Annotated in this window: 25 protein-coding genes; 14 read left to right on the top strand and 11 right to left on the bottom strand. The window is 56.4% G+C overall.

Going from position 1 to position 25,835, the window contains the following annotated elements:
- Window positions 1-3: 3 nt before the first annotated feature.
- Window positions 4-1,557: a histidine ammonia-lyase gene (gene hutH, locus IB226_RS17445; RefSeq protein ID WP_192236571.1), complete on the bottom strand. Its 1,554-nt coding sequence runs from the start codon at window positions 1,555-1,557 to the stop codon at window positions 4-6.
- A 319-nt stretch (window positions 1,558-1,876) separates the two neighbouring features.
- On the opposite strand from hutH (IB226_RS17445), the gene hutC reads away from it, so the two are divergent.
- Window positions 1,877-2,632 (top strand): histidine utilization repressor, encoded by a 756-nt coding sequence (hutC, locus tag IB226_RS17440; protein ID WP_192236570.1) that lies wholly within the window; start codon window positions 1,877-1,879, stop codon window positions 2,630-2,632.
- Here the strand turns inward: hutC and IB226_RS17435 are convergent.
- Together IB226_RS17435 and IB226_RS17430 are read right to left on the bottom strand one after the other, a co-directional pair.
- Window positions 2,616-3,155 (bottom strand): HutD family protein, encoded by a 540-nt coding sequence (locus IB226_RS17435; RefSeq protein WP_192236569.1) that lies wholly within the window; start codon window positions 3,153-3,155, stop codon window positions 2,616-2,618. The two genes, hutC and IB226_RS17435, sit on opposite strands and share 17 nt — an antisense overlap.
- Window positions 3,152-4,507 (bottom strand): formimidoylglutamate deiminase, encoded by a 1,356-nt coding sequence (locus IB226_RS17430; protein ID WP_192236568.1) that lies wholly within the window; start codon window positions 4,505-4,507, stop codon window positions 3,152-3,154. The genes IB226_RS17435 and IB226_RS17430 overlap by 4 nt, the downstream gene beginning before the upstream one ends.
- An 85-nt stretch (window positions 4,508-4,592) precedes the next feature.
- On the opposite strand from IB226_RS17430, the gene hutI reads away from it, so the two are divergent.
- The 7 genes from hutI to hutH (IB226_RS17395) all read left to right on the top strand — a co-directional run bounded on the left by hutI (window position 4,593) and on the right by hutH (IB226_RS17395) (window position 11,588).
- Window positions 4,593-5,810: an imidazolonepropionase gene (gene hutI, locus IB226_RS17425; RefSeq protein ID WP_192236567.1), complete on the top strand. Its 1,218-nt coding sequence runs from the start codon at window positions 4,593-4,595 to the stop codon at window positions 5,808-5,810.
- Window positions 5,807-6,598 (top strand): N-formylglutamate deformylase, encoded by a 792-nt coding sequence (gene hutG, locus IB226_RS17420; protein ID WP_192236566.1) that lies wholly within the window; start codon window positions 5,807-5,809, stop codon window positions 6,596-6,598. Before hutI ends, hutG begins: the two co-directional genes overlap by 4 nt.
- Window positions 6,599-6,990: 392 nt before the next feature.
- Window positions 6,991-7,842 carry a transporter substrate-binding domain-containing protein gene (locus IB226_RS17415; protein ID WP_192236565.1) on the top strand — a complete coding sequence of 284 codons (852 nt, stop codon included), beginning with the start codon at window positions 6,991-6,993 and terminating at the stop codon, window positions 7,840-7,842.
- A 12-nt stretch (window positions 7,843-7,854) separates the two neighbouring features.
- A complete protein-coding gene (locus IB226_RS17410; RefSeq protein WP_101761023.1) occupies window positions 7,855-8,574 on the top strand; it encodes an ABC transporter permease in 720 nt (239 codons plus the stop codon).
- A gap of 11 nt (window positions 8,575-8,585) precedes the next feature.
- Window positions 8,586-9,314 (top strand): ABC transporter permease, encoded by a 729-nt coding sequence (locus IB226_RS17405; RefSeq protein ID WP_192236564.1) that lies wholly within the window; start codon window positions 8,586-8,588, stop codon window positions 9,312-9,314.
- A gap of 1 nt (window position 9,315) precedes the next feature.
- Window positions 9,316-10,110, top strand: a complete 795-nt coding sequence (locus IB226_RS17400; protein ID WP_192236563.1) for an ABC transporter ATP-binding protein — start codon at window positions 9,316-9,318, stop codon at window positions 10,108-10,110.
- Window positions 10,107-11,588 carry a histidine ammonia-lyase gene (gene hutH, locus IB226_RS17395; RefSeq protein ID WP_192236562.1) on the top strand — a complete coding sequence of 494 codons (1,482 nt, stop codon included), beginning with the start codon at window positions 10,107-10,109 and terminating at the stop codon, window positions 11,586-11,588. Before IB226_RS17400 ends, hutH (IB226_RS17395) begins: the two co-directional genes overlap by 4 nt.
- A gap of 33 nt (window positions 11,589-11,621) precedes the next feature.
- Here the strand turns inward: hutH (IB226_RS17395) and IB226_RS17390 are convergent, their stop codons facing one another.
- Window positions 11,622-12,251, bottom strand: a complete 630-nt coding sequence (locus IB226_RS17390; protein ID WP_192236561.1) for a flavin reductase family protein — start codon at window positions 12,249-12,251, stop codon at window positions 11,622-11,624.
- A gap of 127 nt (window positions 12,252-12,378) precedes the next feature.
- Here IB226_RS17390 and rlmF point away from each other — a divergent pair, with 127 nt between their 5' ends.
- Window positions 12,379-13,305, top strand: a complete 927-nt coding sequence (gene rlmF / locus IB226_RS17385) for a 23S rRNA (adenine(1618)-N(6))-methyltransferase RlmF (protein WP_192236560.1) — start codon at window positions 12,379-12,381, stop codon at window positions 13,303-13,305.
- Between the two features lie 2 nt (window positions 13,306-13,307).
- Here rlmF and ybiO read toward each other — a convergent pair whose 3' ends face one another.
- The 6 genes from ybiO to rhtA all read right to left on the bottom strand — a co-directional run bounded on the left by ybiO (window position 13,308) and on the right by rhtA (window position 20,012).
- Window positions 13,308-15,584 carry a mechanosensitive channel protein gene (ybiO, locus tag IB226_RS17380; protein WP_192236559.1) on the bottom strand — a complete coding sequence of 759 codons (2,277 nt, stop codon included), beginning with the start codon at window positions 15,582-15,584 and terminating at the stop codon, window positions 13,308-13,310.
- 185 nt (window positions 15,585-15,769) lie between these two features.
- Window positions 15,770-16,492, bottom strand: coding sequence for a glutamine ABC transporter ATP-binding protein GlnQ (gene glnQ / locus IB226_RS17375; protein ID WP_110865810.1), 723 nt, complete (start codon window positions 16,490-16,492; stop codon window positions 15,770-15,772).
- Window positions 16,489-17,148: a glutamine ABC transporter permease GlnP gene (gene glnP / locus IB226_RS17370; protein ID WP_007887744.1), complete on the bottom strand. Its 660-nt coding sequence runs from the start codon at window positions 17,146-17,148 to the stop codon at window positions 16,489-16,491. The genes glnQ and glnP overlap by 4 nt, the downstream gene beginning before the upstream one ends.
- A gap of 85 nt (window positions 17,149-17,233) precedes the next feature.
- The gene (gene glnH, locus IB226_RS17365; protein ID WP_036647919.1) at window positions 17,234-17,980 is read right to left on the bottom strand and encodes a glutamine ABC transporter substrate-binding protein GlnH; all 747 of its coding nucleotides are present in this window, start codon (window positions 17,978-17,980) and stop codon (window positions 17,234-17,236) included.
- Window positions 17,981-18,302: 322 nt separating this feature from the next.
- A complete protein-coding gene (gene dps, locus IB226_RS17360) occupies window positions 18,303-18,806 on the bottom strand; it encodes a DNA starvation/stationary phase protection protein Dps (RefSeq protein ID WP_036620516.1) in 504 nt (167 codons plus the stop codon).
- 297 nt (window positions 18,807-19,103) lie between these two features.
- A complete protein-coding gene (gene rhtA / locus IB226_RS17355; RefSeq protein ID WP_192236558.1) occupies window positions 19,104-20,012 on the bottom strand; it encodes a threonine/homoserine exporter RhtA in 909 nt (302 codons plus the stop codon).
- Between the two features lie 379 nt (window positions 20,013-20,391).
- Between rhtA and ompX the strand changes: the two genes are divergently transcribed.
- Window positions 20,392-20,901 (top strand): outer membrane protein OmpX, encoded by a 510-nt coding sequence (ompX, locus tag IB226_RS17350; RefSeq protein WP_176970932.1) that lies wholly within the window; start codon window positions 20,392-20,394, stop codon window positions 20,899-20,901.
- A 141-nt stretch (window positions 20,902-21,042) separates the two neighbouring features.
- Here the strand turns inward: ompX and IB226_RS17345 are convergent, their stop codons facing one another.
- Window positions 21,043-21,237, bottom strand: a complete 195-nt coding sequence (locus tag IB226_RS17345; protein ID WP_192236557.1) for a hypothetical protein — start codon at window positions 21,235-21,237, stop codon at window positions 21,043-21,045.
- Window positions 21,238-21,438: 201 nt separating this feature from the next.
- Here IB226_RS17345 and mntR point away from each other — a divergent pair, with 201 nt between their 5' ends.
- From mntR to IB226_RS17325, 4 genes are all read left to right on the top strand, one after another.
- Entirely contained in the window at window positions 21,439-21,897 is a 459-nt protein-coding gene (gene mntR / locus IB226_RS17340) for a manganese-binding transcriptional regulator MntR (RefSeq protein ID WP_101761012.1), read from the top strand.
- Window positions 21,898-21,917: 20 nt separating this feature from the next.
- Window positions 21,918-23,027: an SLC13 family permease gene (locus IB226_RS17335; protein WP_137385455.1), complete on the top strand. Its 1,110-nt coding sequence runs from the start codon at window positions 21,918-21,920 to the stop codon at window positions 23,025-23,027.
- 115 nt (window positions 23,028-23,142) lie between these two features.
- Window positions 23,143-24,270: an HlyD family secretion protein gene (locus tag IB226_RS17330; RefSeq protein WP_176970930.1), complete on the top strand. Its 1,128-nt coding sequence runs from the start codon at window positions 23,143-23,145 to the stop codon at window positions 24,268-24,270.
- On the top strand, window positions 24,267-25,835 hold the full coding sequence (locus tag IB226_RS17325; protein WP_110865813.1) for a DHA2 family efflux MFS transporter permease subunit: 1,569 nt from the start codon (window positions 24,267-24,269) through the stop codon (window positions 25,833-25,835). Before IB226_RS17330 ends, IB226_RS17325 begins: the two co-directional genes overlap by 4 nt.

Genomic DNA, 25,835 nt, shown 5'->3' with positions numbered 1-25,835 from the left:
TCCTTAATTAACAGTCTTACGCTGGCTTGGAAGCAGCGCGGTAAGAGATTCAGGCCATGCAGGAGCGCTGGCCCACAGACGCATGGATTCGATATCCGGCGCCAGTAAACGGTCGTGATCGAGGAAGGCCACCTTCTCGCGAATGCGGCTCATCTCTTGCTCCAGCGTCGGCGAACTCTGCAGCGGACGATGGAAATCAATGCCTTGTGCCGCAGCCATCGCCTCAATGCCGACCACAGCGGCGGTGTTGAAGCACATGCTGCCGAGGCGGCGGGCCGCGTAGGTCGCCATCGAGACGTGATCTTCCTGGTTAGCGGAGGTTGGCAGGCTGTCAACGCTGCCCGGATGCGCCAGCGATTTGTTCTCAGACGCCAGCGCTGCAGCAGTGACCTGCGCAATCATAAAGCCGGAGTTAACGCCGCCATCATTGACGAGGAACGGCGGTAAACCGGAAAGGCCGGTATCCAGCAGCAGCGCCAGACGACGCTCGGAGATCGCGCCGATTTCGGCAATCGCCAGCGCCAGAATATCAGCGGCGAAGGCCACCGGCTCGGCGTGGAAGTTACCGCCGGAAATCACATCGCCACTGTCGCTGAACACCAGTGGATTATCGGAGGCGGCGTTGGCTTCAATCTGCAACACGCGCGCGGCGTGCGACAGGTTATCGAGGCAGGCGCCCATCACCTGTGGCACGCAGCGAATCGAGTAGGGATCCTGCACGCGGCCGCAGTGGGTGTGTGAGCCGAGGATTTCACTGCCAGCTAATAAAGAGGAGACGGCAGCGGCAACGTTGATCTGTCCCAGCTGGCCGCGCGCTTCGTGGATCCGCGCATCGTAAGGTTTCACCGAGCCTTTAATCGCTTCCAGCGACAGTGCGCCGGCCATCAGGCCCGCCGCGAACAGGTTTTCCGCTTCGAACAACCCGCGCAGCGCCAGCGCATTCGAAACCTGCGTGCCGTTGAGCAGCGCCAGACCTTCTTTGGGGCCCAGCACAATCGGCTGCAGGCCAACGCGCGCTAAACCTGCGGTCGCGGGGATTAACTCGCCATCGACGTGTACCTGACCTTCGCCCAGCAGCATCAGGGAAAGATGTGCCAGCGGGGCCAGATCGCCTGACGCGCCCACCGAACCTTTCTCCGGGATGCACGGCATCACACCGGCGTTGAACAACGCCAGCAGCGCTTCAATCAGTTCGATACGCACGCCAGAGTGACCGCGCGCCAGGCTGATAATTTTGGTCGCGACCACCAGACGCGACACGTTGTCCGGCAGCAAATCGCCGAGGCCAACGCTGTGCGACAGCACCAGATTGCGCTGCAGCTCGGCCAGCCGCGCCGAAGGGATCTGGGTTTGCGCCAGCTTGCCGAAACCGGTGTTGATGCCGTACACCACGTTGCCGGATGCGACGATGGCATCGACGGTTTCATGGGCACGCGCAATCGCTGCGCGCGCATCATCGGCCAACGTGAGCGTTACCTTGCTTTGATAGATGGTGCGCAAGGTAGCGAGGTCCACTTCACCGGGAACGAGGCGAATTTCCTGAACCGAACCTGACATAGTCTACTCCTGTCTATACAAGTGATCTGGCATGAATGGGACGCCGATATTTTGCGATGTGGCTGTCCGATTTGCCGTGGATTGCGATGAGTGAAGCATAAGTGTCTAATCTTGTCTATACAAGTAGCAAGCGCTATGCCAGATTGTTCACGTTCTGTGAAATACGACGCAATGCGCGTTATGCGGTGTAAACGCAGCGGGATTGCACCGCAGCAGGGCGAAAGCTGCACCAATGCTGGGCGCCTTGCACAATTAGATGTATATACATTTACGGGCTGAGACAGTAAACTTTGGGCATTATTCTTTAAAGGAACAGGAAATGGCGGAGCAAACAGCAGTAGCACAGCTGGCTGCGGCGATGGGCGATGAGCCTGCGCCGATTTACCAGCGGGTGAAGCAGGCGATCGTCAGCCAAATCCGCGAAGGTCACTGGAAAGCCAACCAGCGCGTGCCGTCTGAAAGTGAACTGGTGAACGAGCTGGGCGTCAGTCGTATGACCATTAACCGCGCGCTGCGTGAACTCACCAGCGAGGGTTTTCTGGTGCGCATGCAGGGCGTGGGCACCTTTGTCGCGGAGATGAAGGGCTACACCGCGATGCTGGAAGTGCACAACATCGCAGATGAGATCGCGCAGCGTGGCCATCGTCACAGCTGCAAGATTTTGTCGATTGGGCAGATGAAGGCCGATCCGGAACAGGCGGCGGTGCTGGGGTTATCCACCGGGCAAACGCTGTTCCATTCGCTGATTGTGCATTACGAAAACGATCTGCCGGTACAGCTGGAAGATCGCTTGGTCAATCCACTGGTGGCTCCGGATTATCTCAGCCAGGATTATCAGCAGCTGACGCCGTACACCTATTTGATGCGCGTTGCGCCGCTGACCGCTGGTGAGCATATTGTGGAAGCGGTGCTGCCGGATCTGCGTCAGCGTAAGCATCTGGCGCTGGATGAACATGAGCCGTGCCTGCTGATTCGTCGTCAGACGTGGAGCGACAACAAGATTGTGACCTACGCGCGCCTGTTGTATCCGGGATCGCGTTATAAGTTGCTGGGGCGCTTTAGAGGACACGGCTAAGCGTGACAAATAACAGTCTGGCATCCGGCGTTTGCGGTGCCAGCTCAAGCTTTTCATCCAGCCACCAGATCCCCTGATCCACTTCCAGCATCTCCCCAGCCGATGTTTGCCATTCTCCCGCCAACACCCACGCCACGCCGTTTTCACTGCTGGCCGTTTTTTGCTCAACGGTAACCTGAGAACGCCAGCTGTCGCGGCGCGTCATGATATTAAAATCCTCACAGCTGCCGCGAATGCGGGCGTCAATCGCCCATTCACCGGGAAACGGCCAAGGTCGATGCGGCTGTAAAACGTGTTCCCCGTGATCGCCGCGCAACAGCACGCTATCGCCGTGCAGCAGGGTAATCACGCGATCGATGCCGGGAAAAGGTGAAAACGGCCCGTCGGCGGAGATGGTAGCGATGCTGGCGCGCCAGGCAAACTGCGCGTCGCCCGGCGGATAACTGACGATTTCTCGTGTTTCACCGCCGCCGTTGCGCCAGCGGCTGACCGGAAGCTGGTCGTAGGCAAAACGGGTGCTCATTGTAACGCCCTCATCGCCCCGGCAAAGTTCGCTGCTGCACGCTCTTCTGCCGCATGATGGCCTTCGCTGATTACCTGCTTGCCCGCCACAAACACGTCGCGGATCTGTTCGCGCTGGCCGCCAAACAGCCAGCGGTTCAACAGCGCTGTGCTGCTAACGCTGCTGAGGAACGCGTCTTCAGCCAGCACCAGCCAGTCAGCACGTTTGCCTATCGCCAGTTCACCCGCCGGCAAACCACATGCCTGCGCGCCGCCCTGTGCGGCTTGCTGCCACAGCAGATCGCCTACGGAAGGTTGATTGGACAAGGTGATGCGGTTGCGACGACGATCGCGCAGTCGCTGGCCGTACTCCAGCCAGCGCAGCTCTTCCAATGCGCTAAGCGACACGTGGCTGTCGGAGCCAATGCCCCAGCGGCCGCCGCGCGCGATGTACTCGACTGCCGGGAAAATGCCGTCGCCGAGGTTGGCTTCCGTGGTCGGACACAATCCCGCTACCGCGCCGCTTGCCGCCATGCGCTGAATTTCGTCGTCATCAAGATGAGTGGCGTGAATCAAGCACCAGCGCTGATCGACCGCGAAGCGATTGAGCAGCCACGCCACCGGACGCTCACCGCTCCACGCCAGGCTGTCGTTAACCTCTTTCTCCTGCTCGGCGACGTGAATGTGCACCGGCACATCCTGCGGGCAGGCGGCTAATACTTCGTGCATCTGCGCTTCATTTACCGCGCGCAGCGAATGGAAGCAGATGCCATGATTAAGCAGCGGCTTATCCGCGCTCCAGCTCGCCACGCGCTGCTGCTGTTGCAGATAGGCGTCGGTTTGCTGAATGAAACGGCGCTGGCCATCGCTGGCCGGCTGCGAACCAAAACCGCTGTAGCTGTAGAGCACCGGCAGCAAGGTTTGACCGATGCCGGCGGTCTCCGCTGCCGCCATCAGTGCCAGCTGCATGGCATCATCGGCGTAGGGTTTGCCGTGCGCATCGTGGTGCAAATAGTGGAATTCCGCCACCTGGCTGTAACCGCCTTTCAGCATGTCGATGTAGAGATGCGTGGCGATAGCGCCAACCTGCTCGGGCGACAAGCGCTGCACCATGCGATACATCAAATCGCGCCATGTCCAGAAGCTGTCCTGCGGATCGCCCGCCACTTCAGCCAATCCCGCCATCGCGCGCTGGAAGGCGTGTGAATGCAGATTCGCTATCGCCGGAATCACCGGTCCGGCAAGACGCGTGGCATCGCCGGGCTCGCTGTTGGGCGCGAGTTGGGTGATCTGTCCGGTTGCGTTGGTGGTAATCAGCACGCGCTCATGCCAGCCGTCGGCCAGCAGTACGCGTGGGGCAAAATAGGTTGTCATGGTTGATCCTGCATGGCGGAAAGTTGTATATACATATACATACTTTGAAGCGCAGTGTAAATCGCCGAACGCGAAGGGGAGTGGGATGGCAGAAACAGAGCAGATCGACAGCCTGTGGCTGGGGGCCGACATCGTTACGATGCGTGACGGGCACTACAATCTGATTGCCGACGGCGTGCTGGCGGTCAATCAGGGAAAACTGATTTGGGTGGGGCCACGCAGTGAATGCCCGGCTTTTGCCGCGCGCGAACAGCACCAATTTTCCGGCGGCATCATCACGCCCGGTCTGGTGGATTGCCATACGCATCTGGTGTTTGGCGGCGATCGCAGCCAGGAGTTTGAGCAGCGTCTTAATGGTGTGAGCTATGCAGAAATCGCTGCACAGGGCGGCGGCATTCTCTCCACGGTGCGCGCCACCCGCGCGGCCTCGCAGCAAGAGCTGGTGGCAAGTGCGCGCTGGCGGCTGGATCGCCTGCTGGCGGAAGGCGTCACCACGGTAGAGATTAAATCTGGTTACGGTCTCGATGAAGCCAGCGAACTGACCATGCTGCGCGCCATTCGTGAGTTGGCGGAAACGGTGCCTGCCGATGTGCAGGCCACTTGCTTAGCCGCGCACGGTTTCCCGCCGGAGTTTAAAGACAATCCGCAAGGCTGGATCGATATCATCTGCCAGCGGCTGTTACCGCAGGTGAAAGCAGAAGGGTTGGCGGATGCGGTGGATGCGTTTTGCGAGCATTTGGCCTTTTCTCCTGAGCAAGTTCGCACGGTCTTTGATGCCGCCAAAGCATTGGGCATGCCGGTGAAACTGCACGCCGAGCAGCTTTCGGCGCTGGGCGGCGCGGCACTGGCGGCCAGTTACGGTGCGCTCTCCGCCGATCATCTGGAGTACGCCACCGCAGCGGATGCGCAAGCGATGGCGCAGCACGGCACCGTGGCGGTGTTGCTGCCGGGCGCGTTTTATCTGTTGCGTGAAACCCAGCGTCCGCCGGTTGCACTGTTCCGTGAACACGGCGTACCGATGGCGCTGGCCAGCGATGCCAATCCGGGCACCTCACCGGCGCTTTCGCTGCGACTGATGTTGAACATGGGCTGCACGCTGTTTGGTTTGACGCCGGAAGAGGCGTTAGCGGGCGTGACCTTGTGGGGCGCCAAAGCGCTGGGATTACAGCACTCGCACGGTTCGCTGGAAGCGGGCAAGGTGGCGGATTTTGTTCACTGGCCGCTGGCGCGTCCGGCTGAGCTGGTTTACTGGCTGGGCGGCGAATTGCCGTGCCAGGTTATTTATCGTGGAGAAGCGCAATGACACCTTTTCATTTCACCGCCGGTAAGATTCCGCTGCTGGTCAGCATTCCTCACGCCGGCACGCAGTTAACGCCGGAAGTGGACGCCGGCCTGAGCGACGCAGCGCGCGGCCTGCCGGATACCGATTGGCACTTGCCGCTGCTGTACGATTTTGTGCGCGATCTCGGCGCCAGCGTGTTAATTGGTCACTATTCACGTTTTGTCATTGACCTTAATCGGCCGGCGGATAATCAGCCGCTCTACACCACGGCGACCACCGGCTTGTATCCGGAAACCCTGTTCGACGGCAGCCCCACCTTTGCACCGGGTAAAACGCCGAGCGCCGAGGTACGCCAGGGTTATCTGGACACGATTTGGCAGCCTTATCATCAACAGCTGCAGCAGGAGCTGGCACGCCTGAAAGCTGAACATGGTTACGCGCTGCTGTTTGATGCGCACTCGATCGCCTCGGTGATCCCGCGGCTGTTTGAGGGGCGTTTACCGGATCTCAACATCGGTACTAATGATGGCGCCAGCTGTTCAACGGCGGTGATCAACGCGATCAAACAGGTGTGTCATGCGCAAAACGATTACAGTTGGATCGCGAACGGACGCTTTAAAGGCGGCTATATTACCCGCGCCTACGGCCAGCCGGAGCAAGGCGTGCAGGCGGTGCAGCTGGAGCTGGCGCAGCTCAATTATATGGATGAAACCTCGCCGTTTGCCTGGCAGCAGGATCGCGCAGCGCAGCTGCAGAAGGTACTGAAACCGCTGATGCAGGCGTTTCTAGACGCCGGTAAATCGAACTAAATCCCCGCACCTATTCGTAGCGGCGCAATTTATTGCACGTTATTCAGATTGGCAATGTGGTCGCCATTCATACGCGCGATTAATCGCGCCGCTACGATTCGTGAGCCTGCACCACCACAATGCACACCTTGCCTCCTCGCGGTGCAATATTACGTCCATCGCGTGACCATCTCCCTGAATTTGCGGCTTTGCCGATTTGGCATAGTGCTTGCTAGGTTGTATGTACAAGTAAAGACCGCGCAGCGATTATGAATTTTTATACTGGCTGGCTCACAAAAAGCTTATGCCGACAATGATCTGCCGCACGCTAACTTGTATATACATGAAAGGTCATCTGCAAATATTGCATAAGCAGAGACTGCCAAATTCGATTAATAGCCAGGAGATGCCGCATGACGCACCGCGCCCCGATTCGCCGTTTTTGCCTCACGACCCTGTTTGCCAGCCTGATGATCAGCGGCATTGCCGTCCAGGCGAAAGAGTGGAAATCGATCACCATCGCTACCGAAGGCAGCTACGAACCCTGGAACCTGACGCTGCCGGGCGGCAAGTTGGGCGGCTTTGAACCGGAACTGATGGAAGACCTGTGCAAGCGCATGGGCATTCAGTGCAAGCTGGTGGTGCAGAACTGGGACGGCATGATCGCCGGCCTCAACGCCGGAAAATATGACGTGATCATGGATGCGATTGTCATCACGCCAGAGCGCAAAAAAGTGGTTAACTTCACCACGCCATACGCTTCAACGCCCGCCACCTTTATTACCACTAAAGACAATCCGCTGCTGCCGGCCGATCACAACATCATCAAGCTGCATGACGACGAGAAAGCGATCAACGCGGCAATTGCCCCACTGAAAGCGGCGCTGAAGGGCAAAACCATTGGTATCGCCTCCGGCACGGTTTACACGCCCTTTATCGACAAGTACTTCAAAGGCGATACCGAGGTACGCGAATACACCTCTTCGGCGGATGCGATGCTCGATCTGCAATCCGGTCGTATCGATGCGGTGTTCGATGACGTGACCTTTGCGCAATCGATGCTGGCGCGCAAAGAGAACAACAATCTGGTCTTCAGCGGCCCACAGCTCGGCGGTCCAATTTGGGGCGAGGGCGAAGCAATGGGCGTGCGCATGGCGGATAACGATCTGAAAGCCAGGCTGGATGAGGCGATCCATGCCGCGCTGGCTGACGGCACGGTGAAAAAGCTCAGTGAGAAGTGGTTTAAAACTGACGTAACTCCGTAAGTGAGGTGAAAGATGATGAGCCTGCTGAGTTTTGGTGCTGATGGTTGGGGCCGCCTGATCCTGAGCGCCGCCTGTACCACGCTGCTGCTGTCGCTGGTGGCGCTGATGATTGGTGCGGTGGTCGGTTCCGGTGTGGCGGCCGCCAAATTATCGCCTCAGCGCTGGCTGCGCTGGTTGGGTGAAGGCTATTCGGTGGTGTTTCGCGGCATCCCGGAACTGCTGGTGATCTACCTGTTCTATTTTGGTGGATCCGGCCTGATTACGCTGGTTGGGCAGATGTTCGGCGCAGATGGCTTTATCGAAGCGCCGCCGTTCCTGATTGGGGCGCTGGCCATCGGGCTCATCTCGGGTTCGTACCAGGGTGAAGTGTATCGTGCGGCGCGTCTGGCGCTGGCCAAAGGCGAAGTGGAAGCGGCGGTGGCGATTGGCATGCCGCGCTGGCGCATCGCGCAACGCATTCTGCTGCCGCAGGTGGTGCGTTACGCGCTGCCGGGCATGTCGAACGTGTGGCAGATGAGCTTGAAAGACTCGGCGCTGGTGTCGGTCACCGGCATCGTCGAGCTGATGCGCGCCAGCCAGGTTGCGGCGGGATCCACGCGCGATTACTTCACGTTTTATCTGGTTGGCGCTGCCTGTTATCTGGTGCTGACGCTGGTGTCTAATCATGCGTTTCGTCGGGCAGAGTCGCGCCTTGGTCGCGCGTGGCAAAGTCGCACTGCGGCGCAGCATTAAGGAGCAGCAGCATGATCGACTTCGCTTTTCTCTCGGATACCTTCCTCAAGCTGAGCGCCGCGCTGCCGGTGACGCTTGGCCTGTTTATCAGCGCCTTTATCTGCGGCGGCATATTAGCGATTGGCATTTTGTCACTGCGCATGAGCCGCTGGCGGGTGCTGAGCGGCTTCGCACGCGGCTACATTCTGGTGTTTCGCGGCTCGCCGCTGATGATTCAGCTGTTTCTCATCTATTACGGTCTTGGCCAGTTTGGCGTGATCCGCCACAGCTTCGTCTGGCCGTTCCTGCGCGAGCCATTTATCTGCGCGGTACTGGCGCTGTCACTCTGTACGGCAGCTTACACCGCTGAGATTTTGCGTGGAGCGCTGCTCGCCGTGCCGGCTGGACAAGTGGAAGCTGGTCTCGCCTGCGGCATGTCGCGCTGGCTGCTGCTGCGCCGCATTATCGCGCCGATCATGCTGCGCTATGCGTTGCCGGCGTACTCCACCGAAGCGATTTTGCTGGTGAAATCCACCGCACTCGCCAGCCTCGTCACCGTGTGGGACGTGACTGGCGTGGCGCAGCAGATCATTCAGCGTACCTATCGCACCATGGAAGTGTTTGTCTGTGCGGCGGCGATCTACCTGATTCTCAACTTTATTATCGTCCAGCTGTACGCGCTGTTAGAGCGCCGTCTGACCCCGGCGCATCGTGTCGCAAAAAAGCCGATGCCCGCCGTTAAACCGCTTGCCGGAGAGTAATATGCATTCCACATCACCCGTTACCTTATCCGCCACTGATATCCATAAATCCTTTGGCGCGATGGAAGTTCTGAAAGGCATTTCGCTACAGGCGCATCAAGGCGATGTCATCTCGATTCTTGGCGCCAGCGGCTCGGGCAAAAGTACCTTGCTGCGCTGCATCAACCTGCTGGAAACGCCGGATGCTGGCGTGGTGAGCGTCGGCGGCGAAACCATTGAGATGAAACGCCATGCGCGCGGCCATCAGCTGGCGGCCAATCCGAAACAGATTGAGCGTTTGCGTTCACGCCTTGGCATGGTGTTCCAGAGCTTTAATCTTTGGTCGCACATGACGGTGCTGCAAAACGTCATTGAAGGGCCGCACTATGTGCTGAAGCGCGACAAGAAAAGCTGCATCGCCCAGGCAGAGCAATTGCTGGATCGCGTTGGCTTACTCAATCGCAAAGATTTCTACCCGGCGCAGCTCTCGGGCGGCCAGCAGCAGCGCGTGGCGATTGCCCGCGCGCTGGCGATGGATCCGGAAGTGATGCTGTTTGATGAACCGACTTCGGCGCTCGATCCAGAACTGGTGGGCGAAGTGCTGAAAGTGATGCGCAGCCTGGCGGAAGAGGGGCGCACCATGCTGGTGGTGACGCACGAAATGGGCTTTGCGCGCAACGTCTCCAACCGCGTGGTGTTTATGCATCAGGGCACCATTGATTGTCAGGGCGCGCCGGAAGAGATGTTTGGCGAGCAGGGATCGCAGCGCTTTAAGCAGTTTATCTCCAGCCATCACGGCGCGGAGCAGCCAGCATGACCATCGTATGGGGCGACAGCCCCTTAACCTGGCAAGAGCTGGTGCAGGTGGCGCGGCACAACGCGGAACTCAGTTTGAGCGTCAGCGCCTGGCAGCGCATTGCGCAGGGGCGCGCGATTGTCGATGAGATTGTCGCCAGCGGCCAGATCGCTTACGGCATCAATACCGGCCTCGGCGCGCTGTGCAACATCACGCTGCCGGAAGATCAGCTCAGCCAGCTGTCGCGCAATACGCTGCTGAGTCACGCCTGTGGCGTGGGGCCGCTGCTGACGCGTGAGCAGGCGCGCGCCATTCTGTGCGCGGCGATTGCCAATTACAGCCACGGCAAATCGGGCGTGTCGGTGGCGCTGGTGCAGCATCTGCTGGCGCTGCTCAATCAGCAGATAACGCCGCAGGTGCCGTCGCAGGGTTCGGTCGGCTACCTCAGCCATATGGCGCATATCGGTCTGGCGCTGATTGGTGTCGGCGACGTGGAGTATCAAAACCAGATCATGCCCGCGGCGCAGGCGTTAACGCTGGCGGGATTACAGCCTTATCGTCCGGGGGCCAAAGAGGGTTTGAGCCTGGTCAACGGCACGCCGTGCATGACCGGCTTGTCCTGCCTGGCGCTGGATGATGCGGCGCGTTTGCTGGATTGGGCCGATGTCACCGGTGCGATGAGTTTTGAGGCGCTGCGTGGACAGCGGGTGGCCTTTGATGCCGAAGTGATCGCGCTGAAAGCCAGTCCGGGCATGCAGCTGAGCGGTCAGCGCTTACGCGCATTGCTGAGTGATAGCCCGCTGCTGACGACCAGCGTTGGCATTCGCACTCAGGATGCGCTCAGCCTGCGATCCATGCCGCAGGTACATGGCGCCAGCCGCGATCAGTTCGATCACGCGGCGCGCCAGATTGAAACCGAACTCAATGCCTGCACCGATAATCCGCTGGTGCTCGGCACGGCGGATAACTGGCGCGTAGTGTCGCAGGCTAACCCGCACGGCGAATCGGTGGCGATGGCGGCGGATCTGCTGGCGATTGCCATGGCGGAAATCGGCAGTATCGCCGAGCGGCGGCTTGATCGTTTAGTCAATCCGCTGGTGAGCGGCTTGCCAGCGTTTCTGGTGGCGCAGCCGGGCGTTAACTCCGGCATGATGATTGCGCAGTATGTGGCGGCGTCACTCTGTGCGGAGAATCGCCAGCTGGCGCAGCCGGCGGTGCTGGATAACTATGTGACCTCGGGTTTGCAGGAGGATCATCTCAGCCTCGGCACCGGCGCGGCGCTGAAGCTGCTGAAGCTGGTGGGCAACGTGTGGCAGATTCTGGCGATCGAGTATCTGCTGGCGGCGCAGGCGCTGGATTTCCACGGCGAAGAGCAGCTGGCGCAGGGAACGGCGCAGGCATTGCGACGCTTGCGCGCGGTGGTTGCCAACTGGCAGGAAGACCGCTGGCTGGCACCGGAGATCGCGCGGGCGGTAGAGGTGTTGAAGAGCGGTTTGTAACATGGTCGCCATTTACGGCGACCTGACCAAGGATCAGCGGCGAGCGTCCGGGCGCACCAAATCGAAACGCAGTTCTTCGCTGATGCCGTAATAGGCCGACGGGCCTCCGGCACGCAGGATTGGCTGTGCTTTGGCCGTTTGATAAATACCCTCTTCCAGCAGGGCTTCATCAATATGAATGGCGACCGCTTCGCCCAGCACCAGCCAGCTATCAATCGGCTGGCCCTGGGCATCCTGCAACTGAATCAACTGCGTCAACTTACACTCAAAATTCACCGGGCTTTCCGCCACCATGCTGACATTGACGTGTGACGCTGCAAGCGGCGTTAATCCCGCCAGCGCAAACTCATCCTGTTCGGACGGCACCGATGCGGAGCTCTCATTCATCGCCTCGGCTAGCGGACGCGTGGCCAGATTCCAGACAAACTCTTTGGTCTCTAAGATATTTTGTACGCTGTCTTTCCAGCCGCTGCTGGCAAAACCAATAATCGGCGGATGATAGTTAAAGCAGTTAAAGAAGCTGTAGGGCGCTAAATTGCGAACCCCGCGGGCGCTTTGCGAGCTGACCCAGCCGATTGGGCGAGGGCCGACGATGGCGTTCAACGGATCGTGCGGCAAACCGTGTCCCGCGCGGGGCTGATAAGAGTAACGCTGACGAGTCATAACCATCCTTATAAGAGAACCTGAGTGTGGTGCACTAATCTCATCTAATACGGTGAATTCGATTAAGCGCATTGTGCGATGCCGCTAGCCAGAGTATCTTACGCCCGCGCTATTTTCCGGAGAAACTATGAACAAGCCAGCCGCCACGTCACCTTTCCATCCGCGTAACCGCCACCAGGGCCGTTATGATTTTGCTGCTCTGACCGCAGCCCATCCGCCGCTGGCGGTGAAAGTGCGTCCCAACGGCTACGGCGAGTTGTCGGTGGATTTCGCCGATCCTGAAGCGGTGATGCTGCTGAATCAGGCGCTGCTGAAGCTGTTCTACAACCTCAACTGGCAGTTACCTGCAGGTTATCTGACGCCGCCGGTGCCGGGCCGTGCCGATTACGTGCATGCGCTGGCCGATCTGCTGGCGAGCGACAACGGCGGCGTGGTTCCACGCGATCTGGATGTAATGGACATCGGCTGCGGCGCGAACTGCATCTATCCGCTGATTGGCAACGCCGAATATGGCTGGCGCTTCACCGGCACCGATATCACCGCCGAAGCGATTACCGTGGCCGGGCAGATTGTGGCGAGTAATCCGGGCTTGCAGCGCGGCGTGCGTCTGCGTCGGCAAAAAGAGGCCTCGGCGATTTTCGCCGGCGTGGTGCATAAAAATGAACGCTATGATGCGGTGCTGTGCAATCCGCCTTTCCATTCATCTGCGGAAGAGGCGGCCAGCGTGGGTCAGCGCAAAACGCGCAACCTTGGCTTAGGCAAAAATGCGCCGCTCAATTTTGGTGGCCATCACAACGAATTGTGGTGTGACGGCGGCGAGCGCAAGTTCGTTGGTCAAATGATCGCTGAAAGCGTGACGCACTCAGACGCCATTATTTGGTTCACCTCGCTGGTCTCGCGCAAAGAGAATTTACCGACGCTGCGCGACCAACTGCGCGATCTCGATGCTTATGAAGTGCGCATCATCGAAATGGCGCAAGGTCAGAAGCAGAGCCGCTTTATCGCCTGGACGTTCCAGCCGCCGGCGACGCGCGCCAAACAGCTGAAACGCTAACCTCATTGCGCCGGCGGCAACGCCGGTAAGCTGGCAGCGGAGGTAATATCGCTGCCGGTTTGCATCACTGCTACCGTTTGATGCGGCGCTTTAATGCCGGCCGCATCAAAATGCTTCTTCACCTTATCATCCAGCGCAAAACGTACCGTCCACTGCTTCAGCGGCTGGGTGGTGAATGACACGCGCACGGTAAAGGATTGGTTGGTTAATCCCACTAATCCGGCAAAACTCGGCTCGCCAATCACCATGCCGCGAATCTCCGGGTTCTCCAGCAGCTCTTTCACCGCGCCCTGCAGCGTTTGGTTAACGCGTTCGGTATCTTCACTGCGATCCACATCGTAGTTTGCCACGAACGAGCCGATGCCGCGCACAAAGTTGGCGAAGGTGGTGATCGATGACCACGGAATAATGTGATACGCGCCAGTATCCTGACGCACGCCCACCGAGCGAATCGACATGCGCTCTACGGTGCCGGTGATCGGGCCAATGGTGACTAAATCACCGGTGTTCATGCCGTTCTCAAACTGGATAAAAATGCCGGTGATGATGTCTTTCACCAGCGTTTGCGAACCGAATGATACCGCCAGACCGAGCGCACCGGCACCGGCTAGCAGCGGCGCAATATTCACGCCCACTTCCGACAGTAAAATCATAATGGTGATGGTGCTTATTACGACCGCCAGCGCGTTACGAAACAGCGTCAGCAGCGTGCGGGTGCGTGCGCTCGGCATGGGGCGGCCATGCGAATCCGAGGCGAGGCGACTTTCGATCAGGCTTGCCAGCAACGTCCAGCCGACTGCCGACAGCAGCACAATGATCACGATACGAATCAGCACATCCACCATTTTTTGGCCGGCGCCAATAGTGAGCCAGTGCCAGAGATCAAACAGATTCCATGCATTGAGCAGCAGCAACAGCGTGGCAAACACCGTGACCACGCGCGCCAGTTTCAGCAGCGCTTTTACCCAATCGTTAACGCGCTTTTGCAGCTCGGGATAGTTGCGGCGCATGTCGGGCGACAGCGTGACGGTTTTGCCAATCCAGCGCGTCAGCATGCCGGAAATTAGCGCGGCGATAACCACGATCGCCAGGCTGCGCACCGTGGCGGACATCATAAACTTCAGGCTGTCGCCGGGATTGAAGATCGAGAACAGGAACAGCGCGATAAAGTAGGCGCTGGCCAGCCAGTGCCACACCATGCCAAAGGCGCGGATGAACAGCGCAAAGAAGCTCAAGCTGCGATCGGCAAGACGCGACAGTTCATGATGGATGTTGCTTTTGTTGCGGAAAATCAGCCACAGCGCCCAGCCGGTCATGATCCCCATAATCAGCATGTTGACCAGCGCCGCCACCTGAATATTCACCTGATTGGAGACAATCGGCACCACCACCAGTAAACCGTAACCGATGATGCCGCTTAGCCAGCTCAAACGTGTGTTCCAGTAGCTGGCGCGCGCATCGGTTAAGTGGAAGAAGCGCAGCGAAGGGAAACGCGGGCAGAATATCAGCCGCAGCACCGCTTTAAAGAACTCAATCAGCGCGAAAGCGTTAAGGAAAAGGCCTTGCTGATAGGCGATGGTGCGGTTGTTGTCGTGATAGTTGTCGCTGATGATCTGACCGACAAACAGCGTCAGCGCTAGCAGCACAATATCGAGCACAAAGGCCATCAAGATAGTGGCGGGCAAGTGCAGCCACTTGGTGCGCTCAAGGTTTTGATCGCGTCCCCAGCGGCCCATGCGGCGCCACACCGGCCACATCAGGCGGCGTGTCAGCCAGTAAAATGCAAACACCGCGGCGGAGAGCGCAGCGAAGTATTTCAGCGCGTTGAAGAAGGTTTGCTGGTTAAAGGATTTGTGTGGCGCATTGGTGATGTTGTCATGCAGTTGCACAAACTGCGCGGCCACCGCGCCGCCATATTCACGCGTTACGCTGGTGACGCTCTCCAGTACCGTGAGATCGTCCTGATTGGCCTGCGGCGGCGCCAGCACCGGTTGGTCGCTGGTGGATTGGCTGTTGGCAGCCTGACGTAACTGATCGATCAGCTCCTGACGCGAGGCATTGTTATCCAGAATATTCGCCAGCGCGGCATAGGCGGCTTTTTTCTCGTCTAAGCTGGGTTCGCCTTCGGCTTTATCATCCGCTGCCGGGGTTTGCGACTGCTGTGCTGCGACGGCCGCCTGCGGCAGATTAACGGCCTGCGCCGGGGGAATGAGAAATAGAGTGAACAAACTGAAGAGTAACCACACGGCTGAACGCCATGGTGGGCTGGCAGACGACATCGCTTTTCTCCTTTAGCTTCGCGCAGCGGCACAAGAGAGAAGTATAGTCAGTGATGGAAGGTGAAGATTTTGAAAAGGAAAATTGAATCGTGGTACCTGCCGTAGTGGCGCGATAAATCGCGCCGCTACAAATTGTGCATGTAAAAAACCGCCGCCGAAAATGGGCGACGGTTTAATGGCAGAGCTTAGGATACGTGCTGCAGGAACTCGCGCAGACGGTCGCTCGGCGGGTTGGTGATCAGATCGTCCGGGTTGCCATCTTCTGCGATGGTGCCTTTGTCGATAAAGATCAGACGCGAAGCCACTTTTTGGGCGAAACCGACTTCGTGCGTCACGATGACCATCGTCATGCCTTCTTCCGCCAGATCCTGCATCACTTTCAGTACTTCGTGACGCAGCTCGGGATCCAGCGCTGAGGTTGGCTCATCAAACAGCATCATCTTCGGTTTCACCGCCAGCGCACGCGCAATCGCCACGCGCTGTTGCTGACCACCGGAAAGCTCAGACGGGAAGTGGTGTGCACGCTCGGCAAGGCCCACTTTACCCAGCAGCTCACGCGCCAGCTTATGCGCTTCCTCTTTCTTCGTACCACGCACGCGAATCGGACCAAAGGCGACGTTATCCAGCGCGCTCATTTGTGGGAACAGATGGAACTGCTGGAACACCATGCCCGCTTCCTGACGAATCAGTCGCTCATCCACTTTTGGATCATTGACCTTCATGCCATCGACAACCAGCTCACCGGTGGTGATCTCTTCCAGCTTGTTGATGCAGCGCAGCAGCGTGGATTTACCGGAACCGGAAGGTCCGATAATCACCACCACTTCGCCTTGATTAATCTTCAGGTTGATGTTGTGCAGAACCTGAGTCTGGCCGAAATTCTTCGAGACGTTTTTAAATTCAATCACAGAATTTTCATCCTTTTCTCAATACGGCGCAGCACAAAGCTCAACACCAACGTAATAACCAAATAGATAATGGCAACGGCGCTCCAGATCTCCAGTGCGCGGAAGTTACCGGCAATGATTTCCTGACCCTGACGCGTCAGTTCGGCCACGCCAATCACGATAAACAGCGACGTATCTTTGATGCTGACAATCCACTGATTACCCAGCGGTGGCAGCATACGGCGCAGGGCCAGCGGCATGATCACATAACGCAGGGTCTCGCGGCGCGACAGACCCAACGCCAGACCCGCTTCACGGAAGCCTTTATTAATCGACAGTACCGCACCGCGCGTGATTTCCGCGATATAAGCGCCGGAGTTGATCATGATGGTGACCACCGCCGCGCTGAACGGATCGATACGCAGATCCGGGAAAGCCATCGGCAGGGCGAAGTAGATAAACATCACCTGAACCACGATTGGCGTACCGCGAATCAGTTCGATGAAGACTAAGGCGATGTTGTTGGTGATCCAGCCGCCGTAGGCGCGGGCAAAACCGGCAACTAAACCGATAATTAAACCGCCGACCAGGCCGAGGACCGAGATCAGCAGGGTCATTTTGGCGCCTTCGATTAAAATCGGCAGGGCAGGCCAAATGACGCTCCAGTCAAACTCCATGGTGTGACTCCAAAATCTGTTGCGTGGAAATGTAAAAAGCAGGGAGTGTCAGGCTCCCTGCTGGAAAAATCGGCTCAGGCCGCAATTATTTTGGTTCAGTACCGAACCATTTTTTATAGATGGTGTTGTAAGTGCCGTTGTCGCGCAGAGTTTTCAGGGCGCCGTTCACTTTTTCACGCAGGTCGTCGCTGCCTTTCGGGAACGCGATGCCATACTGCTGCGCTTCAATTGACTCGCCTACCGCTTTGAAGCGGCCTTTACCGGCGGTGTTGATGAAGTACAGGATGTTCGGCGTATCGTGCAGCACGGCGTCAGCACGGTTAGTGCCTAACTCCATGTACGCGTTGTCGATGTTAGGGAACTGGCGCAGGTCTTTAGACTTGATGTGCGCTTTGGCGTAATCCACCGAACCGGTGCCGCTCTTCACCGCCACCACTTTGCCGTTCAGATCGTCAATGCTTTTAACGTCTTTTTCATTCTCGCGCACCATCACCAGCAGGCCGCTTTTGTAGTAGCCGTCAGAGAACTCGATGGCTTTTTTACGTTCTTCGGTGATGGTGATACCCGCCAGCGCCAGGTCAATGTTTTTGGTTTGCAGCGCAGGAATGATGCCGCTGAAATCCATTGGCTTGAAGGCGTAATCGAGTTTCAGTTCTTTCGCGATGGCATCCCACAGATCGATATCAAAACCGACGTATTTATCGCCTTGTTTGAACTCAAAGGGAACGAATGCGGTGTCGGTTGCGACGATCAGTTTTTTGTCTGCTGCGGTGGAGGAAAGCGAGAAGGCCAGCGCCAGCGCGGCCACGGAGACTTTAATCAATGACTTCATCATTTTTTTCCTTATTACCCCTCAGGCCTGGTGGCCCGATGTACGGCCTATCATATGAAAAAATTATGCCAACTTTTCATTTTGCTCGAAATCAGTAGTTTTAAGCACTTGCTGACACGATTTTGCGCAGAAGAAAAGTTTTGCACCTTATTGGTGCTTCATTTTGGTGCGTGGTGCTGTTGTGGTGCAGGCACAGTGTGCACCAAGGGCGGGGAGAGCGAAAGAAGGGATTAAGGAAATGTTAACAACGTCAAAAAAAGCACCACAATGTTACAGACGTAAAAAAAGGCGGGATAACCCGCCTTCGTTATAACACTGAAATTTATTCAATATTCGATTCGATAAACCACAGGAATTTATCCAGATCGCGCGATGCCGCAGTGAAGATGTCAGCGGTATCTTCATCGCTGACTTCAGTGATAGCTTTACGCGTGTCATTCGCCACAATCGCATAGCGATCGGCCAGCGCTTTCAGGTGATCCTGCACGCTATGAATGTTCAACGGATAGCTTTTCAGTGGTGTTTTATCGTTGACGATCTGAGTGGTACCCAGCGCCACGCCGCCTAACTGAACTACACGTTCAGCGATAGTGTCCTGATGATCGGTAATGGCGGTACGGAAACCATCCAGCATCTCATGTACGCCAATAAAGTTGGCGCCACGCATGTTCCAGTGCGCCTGCTTGGTGATCAGCGACAGGTCAATAAACTCCACTACCAGACGGTTGAGCACCTCGATGGTCGCTTTTTTATCGCTGTCAGCGACGTCATTACGGGTGTAAATCAGATCAGACGATTTAGTTTTAACCAGTTTTGCGGTACTCATCATTAATGTCCTCTTATTGATGGTTGTCCTAATCAAGCACGGAAATAAGTATAGCAGCAGTTTTTTAACTTGCAGGGTTGATTAAATCAATGACAGGAATAGATAAACCTTAATATTGCTCAGGGATTGTGCATTTTGATGATTATTTCAGTTAAAACAGATGCTTGTGAGGCATGTTAATTATTTATTAAACGTGTTGCAAAATAATAACGGAAAAATCTTAATACCGCGTTAAAAATGATAATGAGAATGCTTCTATATTTAGCCTGCCGCGCAGCAGGCTGAATTGTTGAATATTTATTGCGGATGCGTAATGTCCACTTCGCTTATTTTTGCGCTTTTTTGTTTCATGGTGAGCGTTGAACCGGCCGAGGCGATGATGATCGCCAGCAGCGCAATCCACTGCTTCAGCGTCAATAGCTCGCCCAGGAATAACATGCCTGATAACGCCGCCATCGCCGGTTCCAGACTCATTAAGGTACCAAAAATGCGTGCCGGCAGTCGTGTCAGCGCCATCATCTCTAAAGAATAGGGAATGGCGCTGGAGAGCAGGGCGATCAGCAGTGCCAGCGGCAATACTTCCCAGTGCCAGATGCCCGGCGCGGCAAAGGTCAGGCCGAGCGGCACAAAAATCACCGAGGCAATCAGCGAACCCATCGCCACCGTCGCCGGACCATGCTCCGCGCCGGCACGCTGTCCTGCAAGGATGTACACCGCCCAGCAGGCACCCGCGCCTACCGCCAGCAACGCACCGAGCGGATCGATATGACTCATCCTTTCACCGATGGGCAACAGGAACCACAAACCCGCCACCGCCAGCAACACCCAAAGAAAATCAAGCGGACGACGCGCGCCGATCAACGCCAAAGTTAGCGGACCCAAAAACTCCAATCCGACGGCAACGCCCAGCGGCACGGTGCGAATCGCTAAATAGAAGAGATAGTTCATGCAGCCCAGCGCTAAGCCGTACATCAGCAGCGGTTTGCGCTGCTCGCGCGTGAAGCGCAAACGCCACGGTTTAAAGATAATGCAGAGAATCAGGGTGCCAAGACCAAGACGCAGCGCGGTAATGCCAGTGGCGCCAACGGTGGAAAACATCGATTTTGCCAGTGAAGCGCCGCCCTGTAGTGAGAGCATGGCAATCAGCAGCACCGCAATAGGGAACAACACCGGGGCCATATTTTTGGTCGTCAGAGGGGCAGACATCCTGTAATCCATTCCTTTTATTTATTAACAGCAGAGCAACAAGCGCTCAGTGTAATGGAATCTCAGGCAAATAAGGAGACGCGAATCGGGGAAATAAGACGCGCTGACAGGTCAGAATTTGGCCATTTTTAGTGCCATTTCCGTAAAGAAACGTCAGGTTAGTTTAGGAATTTACTTAAAGGCATTTTTTGTGATCGTTATTTATGTTGCAGGGATATGATGCTTTTTATAAGTAAAATGAATGACATAGGAAACTTCATTAACTTTCTGTTACACCAAACAATCTATTAGACAACAAAATGCGGGCAGAGTTTCTTGCTGTTTTTTGTTATATTTATAGCGTTGTCAGGAGAGAAGTATATTCACATTTGAGGTGGTTATGAAAAAAATTGCATGTCTTTCAGCATTGGCTTGTGTACTTGCAGTTTCTGCAGGTTCTGCCATGGCACAAAGCACCGTTACCGGTGGTTACGCTCAGAGCGATTATCAAGGCGTTGCTAACAAAGCAAACGGCTTCAACCTGAAATATCGTTACGAAGACGGTACTAACCCACTGGGTTGGATCGGTTCTTTCACCTATACCGAGAAAGATCGTACTGATGCTGGCGTTTACAATAAAGGCCAGTACTACGGTGTGACTGGTGGTCCAGCTTACCGTCTGAACGACTGGGCGAGCATCTACGGTGTTGTAGGTGTTGGCTACGGTAAATTCCAGTCTACCGCTCCAGAGCGCCAGAAAGCTGATACCAGCGACTACGGTTTCTCTTACGGTGCGGGCATGCAGTTCAACCCAATCGAAAACATCGCTGTTGACGTGGGTTACGAGCAGAGCCGTATCCGCAACGTTGACGTTGGCACCTGGATTGCTGGCGTAGGTTACAGCTTCTAAGTTCTTGCTTAGACCAGTTGCACAATAAACGGTCCTTCGGGACCGTTTTTTTATGGGCGCGATTAACGATTTACCTGCCGCCAGAAACACAAAGCCCGCTACATGAGCGGGCTTTATTGGAATTTGTATGCGTCGGGAACGTTAGCCGCGCCAGATCAGTTTTGGGCACGGACGTTCAACCAGCTGTTTGCCGGTGAGCTTTTCAATCAGCATCAAGCGCAGCGCAAACGGCGAGCGGGTCAACAGGCAGAGCAGCGATTTCAGCTCAAAAGCCGGTTTGCTCTGTTTAGCCTGGAAACATTTGCCACAGTCGAGGCAGTTTTTCATGGTAGTCATGTTCACCTCCCGAGTGAATGACGACATTTCTTTGTAGCCTTTATAAGCTATTCGCTTACATTATCAACAAAGATAGCACTGGCTATACTCTTTAGCCAACACTATTTAGGAAAAATTTGTGCTTATTTGTGCCTGGTTTACAATGGGCGCAGCCAGCCCGCACCGCAGGTAAAGTGCGGCAGATAATAAAGAGGAAGTTAGATGAGTCGTCGTGCAAAAATCGCCACCAACATGCCCCAGGGCCCGCTAAAAGAGATAGAGGAGCATGTCGAAGGATTTCGTCAGGTGCGCGAGGCGCATCGTCGTGAGCTGATCGATGACTACGTTGAATTAATCTCTGATTTGATTCGTGAATTTGGCGAAGCGCGTCAGGTGGATATGGCTGCACGTTTGGGGGTTTCCCAGCCGACAGTGGCGAAAATGTTAAAGCGTCTTGGCACCACCGGTTTGGTTGAGCAAGTGCCGTATCGCGGTGTATTCCTCACCGCCGAAGGCGAGAAGCTGGCTGAAGCGAGCCGCGTCCGCCATCATATTGTTGAAACTTTCCTATTGGCGCTGGGCGTTAGCCCGGAAACCGCGCGCCGTGATTCAGAAGGCCTGGAGCATCACGTCAGTGATGAAACTCTGGCCGTGTTCCAGAAATTCTACGAGAATCGCTAACTACAAGGCCTTCCGCCATCATGCCCAATCTGCTTCGTTCTTTTATGCGCGATCGTATTTTGCATTTGTTGTTGCTGTTGGGTGTGATCATGTTGCCGCTGGCGAATTTCCGCTGGTCGCAACTGCCTTCCGCTGTGGACTGGCATACCATCATGACGCTCACCGGCTTACTGATGCTGACCAAAGGGCTGGAAAACAGCGGCTATTTTGATGTGCTCGGCGCACGTCTGATTCAGCGTTTCCAGCATGAACGCGCATTGGCGTTATTCATGGTGTGCGCCGCCGCGTTGCTCTCCACTTTTCTCACCAACGATGTTGCGCTGTTTATTCTGGTGCCGCTCACGCTGACGCTGCGTAAATTCTCGCGGCTGCCTATTTCGCGCCTGATCATTTTTGAAGCGTTGGCAGTGAACGCGGGTTCCTTACTGACGCCGGTTGGTAACCCGCAAAACATTCTGCTGTGGAGTCACGGCACGCTCAGCGTGCCCGGTTTCATTGCGCAGATGGCGCCGCTGGCGGCATTTTTACTGCTTTCGCTGATGGCGTTAACCTGGTGGAGTTTCCCGGCGCGCGCGATCCAAAAGCATGAGCAGAGTGAAACTCAGGCGTGGCGCAAACCGTTGTTCACGATTAGCGTGCTGCTGTATATCGTATTTATTGTCGCGCTGGAGCTAAAAATGACCGGCTGGGCGCTGCTGCTGGTGGCGGCCTGTTTCCTGATCATGGCGCGCAGCGTGTTGATCAGCATCGACTGGAGTTTGCTGCTGGTGTTCGTAGCGATGTTTATCGATGTCTTCCTGTTGATGCATTTGTCCTGGCTGCAGCCGCACTTTGCCGCTATCGGTCAGCTAGGCGAGGGCGGAATCTATTTGCTGGCGATTGGCTTGTCGCAATTCATTAGTAACGTTCCCGCCACCATACTGCTTTTGCAGAAAGTGCCACCGTCGGAGGTGCTGGCGTGGGCGGTGAATATCGGCGGATTTGGCTTATTGCCGGGTTCGCTCGCCAACCTGATTGCCTTGCGGATGGCGCAGGACGCGCGCGTTTGGTGGCGTTTCCACTTGTTTTCCATCCCGATGCTGGCCTGGTCGATGTTAGGCGGATGGCTGCTGTTACACCTCATGCGTTAGCACCGTGCCAATGTCGGCTTGTGTAAAGTTGCATTGGCATTTGTCAATTTCCCATCTAAGGTTATGTTGACCGTTTTTGCCCGGGAATCGGGACAACTGCCTACGATGAAAAATTATGGAAAACCAGAATCAACCGTCTGAACGCGATCAGCAGGATCCGCAAAAAACCGCCAATACCCATCAAGATAACAACGAACCAGAACGTAAACGTCCCGGAAAGAAACCTCTGATTTTTCTCGCCATTGTGGTGGTGATTATGATCGTGGTGGGATTATGGTTTTGGCTCACCACGCGCAATATCGAAAGCACAGATGATGCCTTTACCGAAGGCAATGCGGTGACCATCGCGCCGAAAGCAGCCGGATATGTGGTCAAGCTGCTGGTGCGCGATAACCAGCGCGTGAAGCAGGGCGATTTGCTGGTGGAGATCGATGCGCGCGACAGTGAAGCGCAGCGCGATCAGGCCAAAGCCCAGCTTGGTCTGGCCCAGGCGCAGCTGCATCAGGCGCAGGCGCAGTTAGCCTTGTCCCGCGTGCAGTATCCGGCACAGCGCGATCAAGCTCTCGCCGATCAGGCCAAAGCGCAGGCCAATTTGCTTAACGCCCAGGCCGATTATCGTCGCCAGCGCGGTGTTGATCCGCGTGCCACTTCACAGCGCAATATTGATACTGCCGCCGCGCAATTGCGTTCGGCTGAAGCGCAACTGCAAAGCGCTAAGGCGCAGGTTGAAGTGGCTTCTCAGGTGAAGCTGCAAATCCGCCAGCAGGAAACCAATGTGGAAGCGCGTGAGCAGCAGGTTGAGCAGGCGCAGGCACAGCTCAACACCGCCGAATTGAATCTCTCTTATACCCAGGTTCGCGCACCTTACGATGGCTTTGTCACCAAGCGTAACGTGCAACTCGGCACGCTGGTGCAGGCTGGCAGCGCGCTGTTCTCGCTGGTTTCGCCTGAAATCTGGATTAATGCCAATTTCAAAGAGTCACAGCTGGCGCGCATGAAGCCGGGTAATAAAGTGGAAATCAGTGTCGATGCCTGGCCGGATATGAAGCTGGAAGGACATGTGGATAGCGTGCAGATGGGATCCGGTTCCCGCTTCTCCACCTTCCCGGCGGAAAACGCCACCGGCAACTACGTGAAAATCGTGCAGCGCGTGCCGGTGAAAATCGTTATCGATAAAGGATTAGATCCCAATCATCCGCTGCCGCTGGGCTTGTCGGTTGAGCCGAAGGTCACAGTGGAATGAGTGCGAGCGAAAGCTGGCGTCCGGCCAGCAATCCGTGGCTGGTCGCCATTACGGTGACGCTGGCGGTGTTTATGGAGATCCTCGACACCACCATCGTGAACGTCGCGCTGCCACACATTGCCGGTTCGCTCTCCTCCAGCTACGACGAATCGACCTGGGTTTTAACCTCTTATCTGGTGGCGAACGGCATCGTGTTGCCCATTTCGGCGTTCTTCAGCCGCCTGTTTGGCCGCAAGCAGTTCTTCCTGATTTGCATCGTGATGTTCACCATCTGCTCCTTCCTGTGCGGCATCGCGACGGAGCTGTGGCAGATCATTCTGTTCCGCATCCTGCAGGGCTTTTTTGGCGGCGGATTGCAGCCGGTACAGCAATCGGTGCTGCTCGATTACTTCAAAGCGGAAGATCGCGGCAAAGCCTTTGGTCTATCGTCGATTGCGATTATCGTCGCGCCGGTGATTGGTCCGACTCTGGGCGGCTGGATCACCGACAACTACAGCTGGCGCTGGGTGTTCTTCATTAATATTCCAGTCGGTATTTTGACGGTAATGGCAATTTACCAGCTGCTGGAAGATCCGCCGTGGGAGCGCAAGTGGGATAAAGGCCGCCTGAAGATCGACTACATTGGCATCAGCCTGATCACGCTGGGACTTGGCTGTTTGCAGGTGTTCCTCGATCGTGGCGAAGATGAAGATTGGTTTGCCTCGCACTTCATTCGCCTGTTCGCCATGCTGGCGGTGATCGGCATTATCGGCGCCATTTATTGGCTGCTGTATGCACGCAAACCGGTGGTCGATCTCAGCGTAATGAAGGATCGTAACTTCTGGGTGGCGGGCTTGCTGATGGCGGGCATGGCGATGATTTTGTACGGCAGTTCGGTGGTACTTCCCCAACTGGCGCAGCAGGATCTCGGTTACACCGCAACCTGGTCGGGGCTGGTGCTGTCGCCCGGCGCGATATTGATTGTGCTGACGATACCCATCGTGCTGAAGCTGATGCCGATTGTGCAAACGCGCTACATTATCGCATTCGGCTTCACCTGCCTTGCCAGCGCCTTCTTCTATTCCACCCGGCTTACGCCCAACGTTGATTTCACCACGCTGGTGTTAATGCGCAGCGCGCAGTCGATTGGCCTTGGCTTCCTGTTTGTGCCGCTGACCACCATTGCGTTCATTACCGTGCCGCAGCGATTAAACGCCGATGCGTCGGCGCTGTTCACCATGTTCCGTAACGTCGCGGGTTCGATCGGAATTTCGCTGTCGACGGCGGGCATTACCGAACGCATGCAGACGCGATCGGCCACCATGGTGCACAACATGTCGCCGCTCAATGAGCCTTACAATCTCACGCTGCAGCATTGGGCTGATTCGATCCGTAATTTCACCACCGCAGTGGGCGATCCGCTGGTGCTGGCGAGCGGGCAGCTCTACCAGGAGATGATCGCGCAGGCCCGTATTCTGGCGTACATCGACGTATTTACGGGCCTGAGTATCGTGGCGTTGCTATTGATTCCATTTTGTTGGTTGCTTTCGCCGATCAAGAGCGAAGGCAGTGCAGGAGCACATTAA

Source organism: Pantoea sp. PNT03, assembly GCF_014852515.1.
Lineage (GTDB): Bacteria > Pseudomonadota > Gammaproteobacteria > Enterobacterales > Enterobacteriaceae > Pantoea > Pantoea leporis.
The sequence above is the reverse complement of the archived record's forward strand: the minus strand, read 5'-3'. Positions and strand labels throughout refer to the sequence as shown.